Below are 15,911 nucleotides of genomic sequence, written 5' to 3' on the forward strand. Positions count from 1 at the left end.
GATCTGGTCCGGCCAACCGTATGTTCCGGTTACTCCAGCACGCCTGCTTCTTTGGCGGCTGTGATGTACGCCTCTTCAATGGCCACCAGCGTCGCGGCCGCGTCGCGGTCACCCGTCAGGAAGGCAGGCAGTTCGTTGCCCAATGCAGTGTGCATCAGGCCCATCCGTGTGGTGGAGGGGTACGCAGGTGCAGGTGGGTTGGCGGTTGCTGTCGCAATGGCACCTTCCGCCAATGGGCCGGGCACGTAGCCTTTGACCAGCCAGATGGCCGCGTCGTTGTTGGCTTTGACCATCTCTTCGTCCAAGCCCTCCATCGCGACGCGGAAGGCCGCATCGGCTTCTTCATCGGTGATGTTCTTGGCAATCACGATGCCGTCCCACCACAGTGTCGTGGCAGGTGCACCACCAGCAACAGCCATGGGGGCCGCGGCCATTTTGACCTTGCCGACAACCTGGCTTTCGGCCTCATCATTCATCGCACCCGCGCGCGAGGCCCAGAGGTTCGCCATGGCGATCTTGCCCTGCTGGAACTGCTGCTGCACATAGGTAGAATCGCTGACCAACACTTCCGGGTCGGTGAACTCAAGCGCAGCTTTCAACGTCGCGAGGGCGGCCATGCCTTCATCCGAGTTTACAGCAGGTGTGTTGTCATCGTTGAAGAACTTGCCGCCGTGACCGGGCAGCATGTTGACCATTTCCTGCGCAAGGTTCCAGCCCGACTTCATCGTCGCGCCCAGCGGCACTTCGGCCACACCTGCTTCCTTGATCTTGGCGGCAGCGGCATAGACCTCGTCCCAGGTCGTGGGTGTCGCGATGCCCAGATCAGACAAGATGTCTTCGCGGTACATCAGGTGCTGCGTGTTCACCATCATGGCCACGGCCATGATCTTGCCGTCGATCTTGATCAGCTGGTTGGGCTGAAGGTGACCGCCGTACTTCGCAACCAGATCGTCCAGTGGACGGATGGTGCCCGCGTTCAGCAGCGGTGTGACGGTACCGTTGGACACGCCACCGATGTGGTAAAGCGACGGGTTGGCTTCAAACGCCGCAGGTTGCTTGGTGCGGAATTCCTGATCCAGCTCCGCCTGGACATTGCCGCATTCCGACATCGCATCCGTCACCGCTTTCCAGGCTTCAAACCCGGCGCTGAGCGATTTGATCTCTACGGTGTTCTCAAAGGCGCAAGCGGCATATGCACCGGTGCCCATTAAGCTGACAGCACCCGCAAGTGCCAATTTCTTCAACATCATTTTGCAAACTCCCTGTTGCAGTTTTTGGGGTGCATCTTGCAAGACTGCACCCGTCGTTGCCCCCTTTCGGGGATGGGGTGATCAGGCCGCGCGGATGCGCTCCCCTGATGCTCTGTCAAAGACATGACAGATCTCTGCGGGCACATTGAACGACACGCTGTCGCCGATGTTGGCCCGGAATTCCTTGTGCGCCTTCACAGACACCAACTGCCCGCCAGCGCGCACCGCCAGCATGACCGCATCGCCCAACAGCTCAATCGTGTAGATCGGCGCGGTGATCTGGCCATTGCCGTCTGTCGCAACCGTTGCGTCTTCTGCGCGGAAGCCCAGCGTGACCTCCCCGTCCACCGCTGTCAGACCGCTGATCTGCGCATTGGTGCCGGTAAATGCCCCACCTGCGATGGTGCCATCCATCAGGTTCATTGCAGGTGACCCGATAAACGAAGCCACAAAGGTGTTGGCCGGATTGTCGTAAATCTCCGTGGGTGTGCCGACCTGCTGGATCTTGCCCTGCTTCATCACCACCACACGGTCCGCCAGCGTCATCGCTTCGATCTGGTCGTGGGTCACGTAAACGGTGGTGACTTTCAACTCATGGCTGAGGTTCTTGATCTGCGCACGGGTCGAGACCCGCAGCTTGGCATCAAGGTTCGACAAGGGCTCGTCCATCAGGAACACGTTGGGTTCACGCACAATCGCCCGCGCCAAGGCAACCCGCTGACGCTGACCACCGGAGAGCTCAGCCGGCTTGCGGTGCAGGAATTCGTCCAGCTCCACCATGGCTGACGCACGCCGCACCCGCGCGTCATGCTCGCTGTCGGCGACCTTGCGTACCTTCAGTGGAAAACGAATGTTCTCATAAACGTTCATATGCGGATAGAGACCGTAAGACTGGAACACCATCGCCACATCGCGGTCCTTGGGGTCCAGGTCATTGACGACTTTGCCGTCGATCACAATCTCGCCCTCGGTGATGTCCTCCAGCCCTGCAATCATCCGCATCGTGGTGGTCTTGCCGCAGCCCGAAGGGCCCAGAAGCACCAGAAATTCCTCATCCGCGATCGTCAGGTTGAAGTTGTCGACGCCAACAAAGCTTCCCCACCGTTTGTTGATGTTACGCAGCTGGATTTCGGCCATGCGGAGCCCCCTTCGTGACGTCGCAGAAATATTGCAACGTCACGGTGTGGCAGTTGGTCGCGCATTTCAAGTCTTTTTTGCACACGTGTGCAAATTCGACGGTGACGCAGGGTTAACCCGCCGTTTTTGTGGGTTTGTCCGGCGCTTGCTGTCTGGCTTTGCCCCAGTGTCCCGACGCAATTGCGCGCATCGATTGCGAAAATCTGATTCGTCCGGCGCGCAGATTCACCCCAGCAACGCGACCGCACCCGCGACGATGCTCTCCCGTGACGGCAATGTCGCGCCATAGGCTTTGCCAGTGGCGATAAAGCTGTCCTCTGCCGTCACCCGTGCCATCTGCCTCACCCCGGCTTCATGCAGCAGCGCCATCAGCCCTTCGGCCTGCCCGCCGGTGTGGCGACACTCATCCACCACCAACACAGGCCGGTCTCCGATCCCGCACAACAGCGCCTCCTGTGGCAAAGGGGCCAGCCAGCGCAGATCAATCACCCGCGCATCAATGCCCTGCCCTGCCAGATCATGCTGAGCCTGCCGCGACAGGTAATGCCCGTTGCCATAGGTCACGATGGCCAGATCCGCACCATCGCCGTAGAGGCCGACATCGCCCAGCGCGATGCGTTGATCGGGTGCGGGATAGGGGCGCATCCAGCCACCATCCCCGGCCTCCAACAGGTCGCGCATGGGGTACAGCGCGATGGGTTCCAGAAACACCACCACCCGCTGCTCTTCGCGCGCAAGGCGGTGCGCCTCGCGCAGCATCATCGCGGCTTCGGCAGGATCAGAGGGGCAGGCAATGATCACACCGGGGATGTCGCGGATCACGGCGATGGAGTTGTCGTTGTGGAAATGTCCGCCAAAGCCCTTCTGGTATCCCAACGCAGAGATGCGGATGACCATCGGGTTGGTCCATTGCCCCCGGCTGAAGAACGGCAGCGTCGCTGCCTCGCCGCGCAACTGGTCCTCGGCGTTGTGCAAATAGGCGAGGAACTGGATTTCCGGCATCGGGATGAAGCCGTTATGGGCCAACCCGATGGCAAGGCCCAGAATGCTCTGCTCATCCAGCAGGGTATCAATCACCCGTGCAGGCCCGAACCGCCCGTGCAGCTTCTGCGTGACACCGTAGTTGCCGCCCTTGCGGCCCACGTCCTCGCCCATCAGCAGGGTCTCGGGATGCCCCAGCATCAGATCATGCAGCGCCCAGTTGATCAGACGCGACATCGGCTGGGGCTGGCCCATCTGGGCGGCATCGCTGCCAAATATCTTGGCGCGCGCCTCGTCGGATGGCCCGTTTGTGGGCGCACAAAGGCGGGTTGGCGGGATCAGACTGGCCATGACATCTGATGCCGATTGCAGGCGCGGCGTCTCCGCCACCTCTTCCGCCGCCGCAACCACCTCTTCCAACGTTGAGGTATAGATCCCCAACACGTCTTGCGCGCTGGCAACCCCCGCCGCGATCAGGCCACCAGCGGAATAGAGCAAGGGATCATTGGCCTCATCGGCCTCGACCTCGGCCCGTGGCAGATAGGAGGTCACCACATCCGGCCCCGCATGGCCGTAAAGCCGCACTGTCCGCAGATGCAGGAACGCAGGTTTACGGTGCGTCCGCACCCACGCCGCCGCCGCTTGCGCGGCGTTGACGGCAGCAAACATATCCAATCCATCTGCTTGGAAGTACTTCAGACCCGGACGCGCAGACATCGACGCCTTTACCCACCCTGTCGGCGTCTTTGTGGAAATGCCGATCCCATTGTCCTCACATACGAACAGCAACGGCAGCGGCACCCCCTGCACCGCCGTCCACCCGGCAGCATTGAACGCCCCCTGCGCGGTGGAATGGTTGACCGAAGCATCCCCGAAGGAACACATCACGATGCCATCGCGGGGCAGGATTGCGTGCTCTGGCCGGTTCCGGCGCGCCAGCGTGATCGCATGCGCGGCCCCCACGGCCTTTGGCAAATGGCTGGCGATGGTTGACGTCTGCGGCGGGATCATCAGCGGGCGCGATCCCAGCACCTTGTGCCGCCCGCCGCTGATGGGATCCTCTGCCGAACAGGCAAAAGACAAAAGCATGTCCCGCATCATCCCCGGCTGTCCGGCCTTCTGCGCCCGCGCAATCTGAAACGCAGCATCGCGGTAATGCAGAAATGCAATGTCATCGACACGCAGCACATGGCCCAGCGCGGCCATCCCCTCGTGCCCGGACGACCCGATGGTATAGAACCCCTGCCCCGCCTTCTGCATAACCCGGCTTTGCAGGTCGAGCGCGCGGGACAGCACCTGCGCGCGGTACAGATCGAGCGCGATCTGCGGGTCCAGCGTCGCCGCCGCAGCCTTCGGCAAATCCCCTGCCGCAACACGCCGCAGGAAATTCTCATGTACAATCTGAACCCGGTCCAAGCGCTTTCTCCTCATGCAAAAGGGTCCCGCTCATGCGGAACCCCCAGCTTCATTTGGCCTATAAACTCATGGGCGCGCTTGCGCGTTCAACCGCCCTTAGAAAAACGCCTGGAGGCCCGTTTGCGCGCGCCCAAGGATCAGAGCATGCACATCATGCGTGCCTTCATAGGTGTTCACCGTCTCAAGGTTCATCATGTGACGGATCACCTGAAATTCACCCGAAATGCCGTTGCCGCCGTGCATGTCACGCGCATTGCGCGCAACGTCCAGCGCCTTGCCGCAGTTGTTGCGCTTGACGATGGAGATCATCTCGGGCGCGGCATTGGCCTGATCCATCAGGCGCCCCACCTGCAACGACCCCTGCAAACCCAGCGAAATCTCGGTCATCATATCGGCCAGCTTCTTCTGAAACAGCTGCGTCTGCGCCAATGGCTTGCCGAACTGCTTGCGGTCCAGACCATACTGACGCGCTGCGTGCCAGCAGAACTCTGCCGCGCCCATCGCGCCCCAGCTGATGCCATAGCGCGCGCGGTTCAGACAGCCGAACGGCCCTTTCAGCCCCTGCACATGCGGCAGCAGCGCTTCATCGCTGACTTCCACGTTGTCCATCACGATCTCACCGGTGATCGAGGCACGCAGCGACAGCTTGTTGCCGACCTTCGGCGCGCTGAGGCCTTTCATGCCCTTCTCCAGCACAAAACCACGGATCTTGCCGCCATGCTCTTCCGACTTGGCCCAAACCACGAAAACATCCGCAATCGGCGCGTTGGAGATCCACATCTTCGAGCCGGTCAGCTTGTAGCCTGTCGCCGTCTTCACCGCGCGGGTTTTCATCCCCGCAGGATCGGATCCCGCGTCAGGCTCTGTCAGGCCAAAACAGCCAATCCACTCTCCCGACGCCAGCTTGGGCAGATACTTCTTGCGCTGCGCCTCTGAGCCGTAAGCATAAATCGGATACATCACCAGCGAGGCCTGCACCGACATCATCGAGCGATAGCCACTGTCCACCCGCTCAACCTCACGCGCGACGAGGCCGTAGGAGACATAGCTGCCGCCCAACCCTCCGTATTCTTCCGGCACCGTGACACCCAGCAACCCCATATCGCCCATCTCACGGAAGATACTGGGGTCGGTCGTCTCATTGGCAAAGGCGTCGATCACACGCGGTTGCAGTTTTTCCTGCGCATAGGCGCGGGCGCTGTCCTGAATCATGCGTTCATCTTCTGTCAGCTGATCCGCCAGACGGAAGGGGTCGGACCAGTCAAAGCTGCCAAGGTCAGGGGCGTCTTTGGCGCGCAGGATGGGGGCTTCGGCGTTCATGGCGTATCCTCTCATATGCTGATGGGTTGTCGTCTTATTGCAAATCACGCGCCAAAACACTATCGCTGCTTTGGACTGAACACATGAGAAAAACTCATAGATGATTGCCCCGCGCCGTTTCCTGCCTTCCATCTCCGCCCTGCTTGCCTTCGAGGCCGTCGCCCGTCTGGGCAGCGCGACCCGTGCCGCGCAGGAATTGTCCCTGACCCAAAGCGCCATCAGCAGGCAACTCAAGACGCTGGAAGATCAACTTGGCATCGCACTGCTCACCCGGCAGGGGCGACAGTTGCAGCTGACCTCCGCCGGGCAAGTCTATGTCGCACAGGTACGCGACATCCTGAACGCGCTGGCACAGGCTTCGGTCGGGGCGCAGAGCAACACCAGTGGCGGCACCCTTAATCTGGCCATTCTGCCTGCGTTCGGGATGCACTGGCTGGCCCCGCGCCTGCGCGATTTTGCGCATCACGAACCGGAGGTAACGGTCAACCTCTCTACCCGTCTGCGGCCCTTTGATATCGCGCAAAGCACCTTTGACGCGGCCATTCACTTTGGCCATCAGGACTGGCCCGGTGTCCGCTACCTGCCGTTGATGCCCGAGGCCGTTGTGCCAGTCTGCGCCCCCGAGCTGATGGCGCAGCCAGTCGCCAACCCCGAAGAGATGTTGATCCACCCGCTGCTGCATCTGGAAACCCGCCCACGGGGTTGGGCGCGATGGCTCACGGCAAACGGGGTTGAAACCGAACCACCCGCTGGCATGATGTTTGACCAATTTTCCACCATGGCGCAGGCCGCGATCCATGGTCTGGGCGTCGCCTTGCTCCCTGCGTTCTTTGCCGAACCCTATCTGCGCGATGGCCAATTGACCCGCGCCTCTGCTCAGGATGCGGAAAGCAACGGGCACTACTATCTGGTCTGGCCCGAAGACCGTGCCGAAAGCCCCGCCCTGCGCGCCTTTCGGGATTGGTTGCACGGTCAGACCACATCAACAGACGCATGAGCCACAAACACACCCTTTTTTGCACAATCTGCCAAATTTTCGCCGCATTCTTTGATTAACGATAGCACCAAGTAACCGGGTGGGGCCGTTACAAGGAGCATTGTCATGCTTATTTCTTTCCGCAAAGGCGCACTTGCCTTTGCTGTTGCTGCCACGTTTGCCGGATCTGCCGCGCAGGCTGAAACCCATTCTGTCATGATCGTGGATGGCGGGTTCTTCCCGCCGGTTGTCTATGTGCAGCCCGGCGACCAGATCGAATTCGTCAACAGCAGCGATGCGGTGCAAATCATCACCGGCGACGCGGAAAGCTGGACGTCAGGTGAACTTGACCTTGATGCGACCTATCTGCTGGCCGTGAATGACGAGATGCCAAAGAGCTTTGTCTCGGTTGTTGTTCAGGGTGAAGAGGACGCAGGCCTAGGCGACGGCGACGATGACATCAGCAACGAAGAGGCGTTTGAGTTGCACGGTGAGTTCACCTTCGAGCCTGCACCGATCTAAAGCAGACCAGACTTTCAATGCTGAACGGCGTCGTGCTTTGGAGGGTACGGCGCCGTTTAGTCTGTGCTGGTGGTGAGCCAATATCACGACCTGCCACGCAAACCTTCTCGGCTCAGATCTTGTAGACTTCGATGTGCGCATCGCGCCCACGCACTGGGATGGCCCCATGGTAGGTCAATGCCGACCGCACCGCATCAAGATGCGCCTGTTCAGCCGCTGCCGCATCGACCAGCGCCGCACTTGCCAGACAATGGCACCCCAGCGCCCGCGTCGCGCCTTCCAGCCGACTGGCGACGTTGACCGTATCCCCCAGCACTGCAAACTCCAGCCGGGTCTTGCTGCCGATGTTCCCGATCACCACCGGGCCGTAATGCACCCCGATGGCCAGACTGAGGGTCGCACCCTGCCCCGGCGCACGTGACACGCGCCACTCCTCAAAAGCCTGATGCATCTCAACCATCGCAGCCAGCGCATTTGACGCATCAGTCTGCGTGGGTTCAGGCGTGCCGAAGGTCGCCATCAGCCCATCGCCGATAAACTTGTCCAAAGTCCCGTTGTGGCGAAACACGACCTCCGCAAGCAACCCGTGCACAGACCGCAAAAGGGCGATTGTCTCCTGCGAGTTGTGTTTCTCCGACCATGAGGTGAAGGCCACCAGATCGGCAAAGAGTACCGCGCAATGGTGCTCGCTGGGCTGTGAAAACGGCTCGGCCCGCTCGGCGAGCATCTTGGCCGTCGACCTGGAAAAATAGCGCCCGAGGTTCTCACGCTCCCGCCCCAGTCTGGCCTGTCGCAGCGCCACCGTTCTTGACCGTTTCACCGCCAACGCAAGAAGCCCCGCAACAATCAGCAGCACAACCATTTCCTGAATGCGGGCGGAGACGTCAACGAACGTGGGTTGCGCGAGATCATCCAGAATGCTGTCCACCCCATCGGGCGATTGCGGCATCCAGATCGTATCCGGCAACATCAAGATCCAGATCAGGCCCAGGCTCCAGCTGAGCGCAGCCGAAAATCCGCCCCACAATACCAGACTGGGTTTGTAGACATAGGTCAGCCCCGCAAGTAGGACGAAAAAGAACGGGAACACGCCGAACCGGAAGATCAGTTGCGGCGGTGAATCGAACGGCAACAGGGGATTGGGGTACAGGATCGTGAAGGTCAGCAAGATCGCATCGAGGGACACAAAGGCATATTGATGCCACGGTCTGCCCCAGTCAGATTTCGCAACGAACCAGGCCCCCCACCCCAGCACCGCAAAGACGACCAACAGCACATAGGTGAACAACGGTCCCGGCCAGGGCACCATATAGGTTGAGAGAGGGGCAATCAGGCAAAGCGCAATCGTCCGCCCGATCATCGCGGTCTTTTGCGCGGCAAGCTCTTCTGATCTCAGGGAATGCTGGCTGTCTGCGACATCCGTGTCACCGTTGCTGTTGTGCACGTCTTACATCCTTGGGCTGAACAGAATTGCCGGGTTTGGCTTACAGATGGAACGTAAGCACGCAGCCCTTCCGTCGGAATATGTCTTCGTCACAAAGGTTCAATCAGTTCCGGCCCGGACGCCCGGTTGGAGTTCACCGCCCGGTCAACCCGGTGCCAGTGCAACTGATCCTCTGAGCCTGCCTTCATCAGCAGTGCAGCGCCCTTGCCCGCCTCGCCCAGCCACAGCGGCCAGTCATCCTGCTCAAGTATCACGGGCTGGCGGTGGTGGATGGCCTGCATGGCGGCATTGGCGCCTGTGGTGACGATGGCGCAGGTGCGAATGGCAGTGCCGTCGGGATCCGTCCAGTCTTGCCAGACGGACGCAAAGGCGATGGGCGCGCCATCACTGCGGGTGATGTACCACGGGTCCCGCCCACCTTCCGCGTCCTTGGTCCATTCATAGAACCCGGTCGCAACGATCAATCCCCGTCGCGCACGGGCGGCCGCCCGGAACGCAGGTTTTTCCGCAATCGTTTCGGAGCGCGCATTGATCAGCAGCGGCCCGCCATTTGGCTTCTTGTACCAAGTCGGAATAAACCCCCAGCGCATCGCCTGAAGGCGCCGCGCCCCTCCGTCACTGGTGACAACATGCACAGAATTGGTGGGGCAAACGTTGTAGTTCTCCCCCGTGGGCAGGTCATTGTCCGGAGACGCCGCAAAGAGCTGCACCATCGCGTCTGGTGGCAGGGTAACGGCCATACGTCCACACATATCAGCGCTCCCCTCGCGGCACATGGTGCAGCCTGATCCACCGACCCGCAGTCAGAACGCCATGAATGCAGCGACGTTCCTGCGCGTAGGGGGCGGGCAATCTTTGCAAACCATTCGGCAACGGTCGGGTCATGTGGGGTCTCTCGGCGATGTTCAGGCCCCTACTGTGTCGCAGAAAACCACAACTGAAAACCCGGCGCGCCCAAATGGCCTCTGCCCGTGGAACGGACAGAGGCCAGGGTCAACCGGTCTAGTTTGCCAAGCCAGCCTCCCCGCCACCAAAGCTTGCAAGGACTTCCCGCAGGATCATGGCCTGATGCGCTTCACGTGCCGCCCCGCCTTGCTGGCAAATGATCTCATCGCCGGGTTCCTCTTCGGCAAGGATCGCCTCTGCTCCCGGATTACAAACCCCGAGAAAATCAAAATGCGACAGGGTTTCTGATTCGAGATAGCGGGTGGTCTGCGCAGGCAGATGCCGCACGAGGGTGCGCGATTCAAGGTCCAGATCAAGACCGGAGGTCGCAAGCGGCGCGCCGAAGACCAGCATCGGGGTGTCGATGGCCGCAAGGCTGCTTTCGGAGAAACTCTGGGTGCCGCCCAGATCAAAGACCGCAAAGCCCCGGATGCGCGGATCGGACAGGTCCTGCTCCATCTGTGCGACGTCCTGCGGTGTCTGGGCCACGTTCCAGCGCTCGAAGACGCCGCAAACCAGTTCCCCGACAGCGCTGCTGCACTTGGCGCGGTAGCCCGCTGCGTCAAACCGCCCGCCAGCCAGCGCCACAGCGGTGAAACCGCCCAGCGAATGCCCGGCCATATAGATGCGGTCGGCATCCACCTGCGCGGACAGGTCGGGATCGGACAACATGTGATCAATCAGCCGGGAGATGTCGCGGGGCCGATCCCACAACATCCGCGCCTGATCCGCATCGCGCATCCACGTGGATGTGCCCGGATGGTGGATGGCGGCCACGATGAACCCCGCATCCACCAGCCCATCGGCCAGCCAGCTTTGGTTCATCGCGTTGCCGTACATGCCATGCGACAGCACGACCAGCGGGCGCTGGCCGGGCATCGGCGGCGCATCCGCAATGGCGCTGATCCCCTTCCAGACCGCGTTGCCGTGATGGATCTCCGCCCCTTCGGTCTGCGCGGTGGGATACCACACGAACCCGTCCAGCGGCCTGTCGGTGCGCGCATCCGTGACGCTCAATGGCGCAAGCCCGGTTTCAACGTTTTCCGCCGCGGCCAGTGTAGAGGCGGCCATGCTCAGGCTCAAAGCGGCGATGTGCAGATAATGTCTCATGTCCCATTCCTTTCTTGGGGTGGCGATGACATTGATCTCGGCTATGATCTCAATCCAAACAATGACTTGAGCCGTCCAAACCTGTCCTGCATCACGTTCGAGGACATCCCATGCGCAAAGGAGGACAGATTGGGACAGCAAATGACCAGTATTCCGCTGCCAATGCTGTCCGCACTGCTGTGTCTGGCGGTTGCGGTATTGATGCTGCGGCTGGATCTGGGGCGGCCAGCGGCAGGACGATTCTTTGCCGCCCTCTTCGCGGTCTTCGCGGTCGAGGCGGTGCTGGTGGGTTTGCGGTTCGGCTATGGCTTTGACAGGCTAATCGGGCTTCAGGGGATGCTGCCGCTTTTTGTCGGGCCGCTGATGTATCTAGGATTTCTCAGCCTTGCATTGGAAGGGCCCGCTCTGCGCCGGGCGATGTTGGGGCATCTGGGGGCTGCGGTCGCCGTGAACGTGGTGGTGGTTCTGCCCCTTGTCAGCCTGACCGCCAAGGATGGCGCGATCATGGGCAGCTATCTGGTTTATCTTGTCCTGATGATCCTGCTGTGGCGCCGGGGGCCGGATCACCTGATCCATGCCCGGCTCGACATCGCGCCCCATGTGACGCGGTGGATGGTGTCGGCGGCGGGGCTTCTGGCGGTGATCATGCTGATGGACACCGCCATCGCGCTCAGCTTTGCAGTGGGGCAAGGCACGCAGGCGGCAGTGATGATCTCCTATGGATCGGTGGTGCTGATCGGGGTGCTGTTGATCACACTGGTGAGCCTGCCCGGCCTGATGGCCGCCCGTCCCGTGGCCACCGCCCGCCCACCGGAACCTGCACCGGAAGACGACAGCGCAGCGGTGGTCCAGGACGCCCGCGTGCTGCTGACCCGCACGCAACTCTACCTCGATCCCGACCTGTCGGTACAGCGCCTCGCCCGGCGGATGCAACTGCCCGAACGCAAGCTATCGGTGGCGATCAATCAGGTGGAAGGCATCAACGTCTCGCAATTCGTGAACGGTTTCCGTCTGGCGCATGCCGCGGATCTGTTGCGCGGCACCGATGACAGCGTGGCCCGGATCATGGCGCAGTCCGGGTTCCTGACCCGCTCCAACTTCTATCGTGAATTCACGCGGGTTTATGGCATGTCCCCTGCGCAATACCGCACGTCGGACACAGATTGGGACTGACATGAAAAGGGCGCTGCCCGGCGGCAGCGCCCTCTGAACCCTGATAACGAAAGGGATTACTTGACGGTGATACGACCATCCGTAAACGGTTTGTAGGGCGCATTGTCTGCCAGATACTCCGCCGTCACATCCGCCAGATCAGGACCGAAGTCGTACGCGTTCTGCGCGGTCTTGAACATGGCATACCCGTCGCCGCCGTTGCGCACGTAATTGTTGCTCACCACGCCATAGACCTTGTCCATCTCAATGGGCGCACCACCCACCATCACATCACTGACCCGGCTGCCCGCGTCGGCGGAAGCGTCAAAGGCAAATGTCATGCCCGCAACCTGCGGGAAGCGGCCCGCACCTTCTTCCACCTGGCTCACACCATTCTCAAGCGCCGCGACCAGCACCTCACCTGTCACCTGAAAGGTCGACAGCGTGTTCTGAAACGGCAGCACCGTCAGGACTTCACCCATGGTCACTTCGCCCGCATCAATGGAGGCACGGATGCCGCCCCCGTTCTGGATCGCGACCTGAATGCCCTGATCGGCCACCCGTGCCAGCATCGCGTCGGCAATCAGCGTGCCCATGGAACACTCCTGCGCCCGGCAAACCGCGCGGTCACCGCCCAGCGGCTCTTCGATGGAGGTGACAACCTTGGAGCGGATTTCCTCCAGCGGTTTCGCCGCTTCGGCAATCCGCGCCACGGTGCCTGCGTCTTCGGTCACTGCCGCATCCAGCACCATCGGCTCCCCGGTGGCGGCGGTGATGTTGCCCGCGTCGTCAAATGTAACATCCAGCGCGCCCAGGAACTTGCCGTAGGCATAAGCCTGCACAATGGCTGTATTCCCGACCATGGTCGGATAGGGCCCTGACGCGCGGTCATTGGTGTTGCTCAACAGCGTGTTGGAGTGGCCCCCGACGATCACATCAACGCCCGTCGTCTCAGCCGCAACCCGCTGGTCCACGCCGTAGCCAGAGTGGCTGAGGACGATGATCTTGTTCACGCCCTCTGCGGTCAGCTTGTCGACCTCCCCCTGCACAGCAGCAACCGGATCGGAGAACGTGATGTTGTCCCCCGGAGAGGCCAGCTCATCCGTGTCTTCCGGCGTGAGGCCAATGAGCCCCAGCTTTTCACCGCCCCGCTCGATCACAGTGGATTTGGCCAATGTATCCGCCAGCAGCGGCTCGGCAGAGACATCGGCGTTGGACATCAGCACCGGAAAATCAACCGCAGACATGAAGCCTGCCAGCACCTCTGGACCATCGTCGAATTCGTGGTTGCCCACAGTCATCGCATCATAGCCCATCTTGTTCATCATCTCAGCGGCGAGCTTACCTTTGTAATAGGTGTAGAACAGTGTGCCCTGAAACTGGTCTCCGCCATCCACGAGGATGGCGTTGTTGGTCTTGGCCCGTGCATCGGCGATGGCGGTCACAAGACGACCGGAGCCACCGAAACACTTGCCTTCCCCGTTATCCTCGGCAGAACAGGGGCCGTCGTATTTGCTGATCGGCTCAAATCGGGCGTGGAAATCGTTGGTGTGCAGGATCGTCAGCTTGTACTCGGCGGCGGCCATGCCTGCGCTCAGGGCAAGGGCGGCGGTTGCTGTCATGAAGTGTTTCATGTCTTGGGGCTCCCGTTGGTTTTATCTGATGCTGCATGGTGGCGCGCTGTGCACGTGGAGTCAAAGCGGATGTTGCGGCAACTGATCGGTTCTTGACCCCTGCCCAATCCGCAGGCATCACACGCCCCATGCTGATATACAAAATCCTTCGCGGCCCCGAATGGGCTGCCTTGCGCAAAGACGGGGAAACCGACGGCGCGCCGATTGATCTGGCCGATGGCTACGTGCATTTCTCAACCGCGACGCAGGCGGCGGAAACAGCGGCCAAGCATTTCGGGGGTGCGGACGACCTGATGCTGGTTGCGGTCGACATTGACCGCCTTGGGGAGGCGCTGAAGTGGGAAGTTTCCCGTGGTGGTGCCGAATTCCCGCACCTTTACGCCAAGCTCAAGCTCGACGATGTCGCCTGGGCCCAACCCCTGCCGGTGCAGGACGGTGTGCACCAGTTTCCCCCTGGTCTGGAAGAGGCCAGCACGTGACCGGCTACATCGACCCCGACCGCGCACAGTTTGAAGCCTTCAAGGCGCTGGACCGCGACACGCCAATTGAAATGCTCAACCTTGTCGCCTTCAACGATCTGGCCAATTACCCCGGCGATCACGAACTTGCCCGCGACGGGCTGACAGGCACACAGGCCTATGCGTCCTACGGCGCGCAGACCGCCACCATCCTCCAGCGCGTCGGCGGAGAGATCATCTGGCGCGCAGGATTTGAATGCACCCTCATCGGCCCGGCGGATGAAGCGTGGGACGCAATGTTCATCGCGCGCTATCCCAACGCCCGCGCTTTCCTCGCGATGGTCACCGATCCCGACTACCAAAATGCCGTTGTGCACCGCCAGGCCGCCGTGCGCACCTCGCGCCTGATCCGCACCAAAGGCAACGCACCCGGAGCGGCCTTCGGATGAACGCGCTGATGGAGCGTCTGGGCCTGACCGCCCTGCGCCAGATCGACCCCGAGCGCGCCCATGGTCTGGCGATCCGTGCCTTGCAGATGGGGCTGACACCGACACCCGGCCCGGTCACCTCTGAGCGATTGAAAACAACATTGGCGGGACTTGCCCTGCCCAATCCATTGGGTCTTGCCGCTGGTTTTGACAAAAACGCCACGGCCATCGCCCCCCTGACCCGCGCCGGGTTCGGCTTCGTTGAGGTCGGTGCCGCCACGCCCCTGCCCCAACCCGGCAACCCCCGGCCGCGCCTGTTCCGGCTGCGCGAGGATGCGGCATCAATCAACCGTTTCGGGTTCAACAATGACGGTGCAGCGGCGATCTGCACACGGTTGGCGGCGCATAAACGCGGGACCGTCCCCGTGGGGCTGAACCTTGGGGCCAACAAAACCAGCACCGACCGGGCTGCGGATTTCGCGGCTGTAATGGAAGCCGCCCGAGATCACGTGGATTTCGCAACCGTCAATGTCTCCTCCCCCAACACGGAAAAGCTGCGCGATTTGCAGGGAAAGGCGGCGCTGTCAGGGCTGCTCGAAGGGGTCATGGCCGTGCGCGGGAACACGCCGGTGTTTCTGAAAATCTCCCCTGACCTGAGTGATGCGGAACTTGCCGATGTGGCAGATGTCGCCAACACCTCGGGCGTGGCCGCGATCATCACCACCAACACGACCCTTGACCGCGACGGCCTGCGCTCGCGCCACAAGGGCGAGGCGGGCGGCCTTGCAGGCAAACCGTTGTTTGAGAAATCCACCCGCGTGCTGGCGCGGCTCTCCACCCTGACCAACCTGCCGCTCATCGGCGTTGGCGGGATCAGCACCGCGCAAGATGCCTATGACAAGATCTGCGCAGGCGCCTCGGCCTTGCAACTCTACACCGCGCTTGTCTATGGCGGCCTGTCTCTGGTGCCTGAAATCCTGTCCGGGCTCGAAAACCTGATGGCCCGCGACGGCCACACCACAATTGCCGACGCTATGGGCACCCGGACGCAGGATTGGATCTGACCTTCCCTCTGGGCTGGAGCCGCCTTTGCTTGAGCACAGGCAGGACGGAAGGATGGCGGGTTGCCAAGATGAAT

The 15,911-nt window shown here is 61.5% G+C and carries 14 protein-coding genes; 6 read left to right on the plus strand and 8 right to left on the minus strand.

Features of this window, described 5'->3' with window-relative positions:
* Nucleotides 1-29: 29 nt before the first annotated feature.
* The 4 genes from Q1A91_RS00510 to Q1A91_RS00525 all read right to left on the minus strand — a co-directional run bounded on the left by Q1A91_RS00510 (nt 30) and on the right by Q1A91_RS00525 (nt 6,104).
* A complete protein-coding gene (locus tag Q1A91_RS00510; RefSeq protein ID WP_299871263.1) occupies nt 30-1,250 on the minus strand; it encodes an ABC transporter substrate-binding protein in 1,221 nt (406 codons plus the stop codon).
* 81 nt (nt 1,251-1,331) lie between these two features.
* Nucleotides 1,332-2,387, minus strand: a complete 1,056-nt coding sequence (locus Q1A91_RS00515; protein ID WP_299871266.1) for an ABC transporter ATP-binding protein — start codon at nt 2,385-2,387, stop codon at nt 1,332-1,334.
* A gap of 225 nt (nt 2,388-2,612) precedes the next feature.
* Nucleotides 2,613-4,784, minus strand: a complete 2,172-nt coding sequence (locus Q1A91_RS00520) for a thiamine pyrophosphate-dependent enzyme (protein WP_299871269.1) — start codon at nt 4,782-4,784, stop codon at nt 2,613-2,615.
* 96 nt (nt 4,785-4,880) lie between these two features.
* Complete coding sequence (locus Q1A91_RS00525; RefSeq protein ID WP_299871272.1) at nt 4,881-6,104, minus strand: acyl-CoA dehydrogenase; 1,224 nt, start codon at nt 6,102-6,104, stop codon at nt 4,881-4,883.
* Nucleotides 6,105-6,204: 100 nt separating this feature from the next.
* On the opposite strand from Q1A91_RS00525, the gene Q1A91_RS00530 reads away from it, so the two are divergent.
* Both Q1A91_RS00530 and Q1A91_RS00535 read left to right on the plus strand, forming a co-directional pair.
* Entirely contained in the window at nt 6,205-7,101 is an 897-nt protein-coding gene (locus tag Q1A91_RS00530) for a LysR substrate-binding domain-containing protein (protein ID WP_299871275.1), read from the plus strand.
* A gap of 105 nt (nt 7,102-7,206) precedes the next feature.
* Nucleotides 7,207-7,602, plus strand: coding sequence for a hypothetical protein (locus Q1A91_RS00535; RefSeq protein WP_299871277.1), 396 nt, complete (start codon nt 7,207-7,209; stop codon nt 7,600-7,602).
* Nucleotides 7,603-7,714: 112 nt separating this feature from the next.
* Here Q1A91_RS00535 and Q1A91_RS00540 read toward each other — a convergent pair whose 3' ends face one another.
* From Q1A91_RS00540 to Q1A91_RS00550, 3 genes are all read right to left on the minus strand, one after another.
* A complete protein-coding gene (locus Q1A91_RS00540; RefSeq protein WP_299871280.1) occupies nt 7,715-9,046 on the minus strand; it encodes an adenylate/guanylate cyclase domain-containing protein in 1,332 nt (443 codons plus the stop codon).
* 89 nt (nt 9,047-9,135) lie between these two features.
* Nucleotides 9,136-9,798, minus strand: a complete 663-nt coding sequence (locus Q1A91_RS00545) for an SOS response-associated peptidase (protein ID WP_299871283.1) — start codon at nt 9,796-9,798, stop codon at nt 9,136-9,138.
* 250 nt (nt 9,799-10,048) lie between these two features.
* A complete protein-coding gene (locus tag Q1A91_RS00550; RefSeq protein ID WP_299871286.1) occupies nt 10,049-11,101 on the minus strand; it encodes a hypothetical protein in 1,053 nt (350 codons plus the stop codon).
* A gap of 141 nt (nt 11,102-11,242) precedes the next feature.
* On the opposite strand from Q1A91_RS00550, the gene Q1A91_RS00555 reads away from it, so the two are divergent.
* Entirely contained in the window at nt 11,243-12,274 is a 1,032-nt protein-coding gene (locus Q1A91_RS00555) for an AraC family transcriptional regulator (RefSeq protein ID WP_299871288.1), read from the plus strand.
* A gap of 56 nt (nt 12,275-12,330) precedes the next feature.
* Here Q1A91_RS00555 and Q1A91_RS00560 read toward each other — a convergent pair whose 3' ends face one another.
* Nucleotides 12,331-13,887: a bifunctional UDP-sugar hydrolase/5'-nucleotidase gene (locus Q1A91_RS00560; RefSeq protein WP_299871290.1), complete on the minus strand. Its 1,557-nt coding sequence runs from the start codon at nt 13,885-13,887 to the stop codon at nt 12,331-12,333.
* Nucleotides 13,888-14,015: 128 nt separating this feature from the next.
* Between Q1A91_RS00560 and Q1A91_RS00565 the strand changes: the two genes are divergently transcribed.
* Genes Q1A91_RS00565 through Q1A91_RS00575 form a run of 3 tightly spaced genes read left to right on the plus strand, consistent with a single transcriptional unit; the run spans nt 14,016 to nt 15,837 of the window.
* Nucleotides 14,016-14,366 carry a DUF952 domain-containing protein gene (locus tag Q1A91_RS00565; protein ID WP_299871292.1) on the plus strand — a complete coding sequence of 117 codons (351 nt, stop codon included), beginning with the start codon at nt 14,016-14,018 and terminating at the stop codon, nt 14,364-14,366.
* Nucleotides 14,363-14,794 carry a DUF1330 domain-containing protein gene (locus Q1A91_RS00570; RefSeq protein WP_299871294.1) on the plus strand — a complete coding sequence of 144 codons (432 nt, stop codon included), beginning with the start codon at nt 14,363-14,365 and terminating at the stop codon, nt 14,792-14,794. The genes Q1A91_RS00565 and Q1A91_RS00570 overlap by 4 nt, the downstream gene beginning before the upstream one ends.
* The gene (locus Q1A91_RS00575; RefSeq protein WP_299871296.1) at nt 14,791-15,837 is read left to right on the plus strand and encodes a quinone-dependent dihydroorotate dehydrogenase; all 1,047 of its coding nucleotides are present in this window, start codon (nt 14,791-14,793) and stop codon (nt 15,835-15,837) included. Before Q1A91_RS00570 ends, Q1A91_RS00575 begins: the two co-directional genes overlap by 4 nt.
* Nucleotides 15,838-15,911: the final 74 nt, after the last annotated feature.

Source organism: uncultured Sulfitobacter sp. (assembly GCF_947500075.1).
In the GTDB taxonomy this organism is placed as follows: domain Bacteria; phylum Pseudomonadota; class Alphaproteobacteria; order Rhodobacterales; family Rhodobacteraceae; genus Sulfitobacter.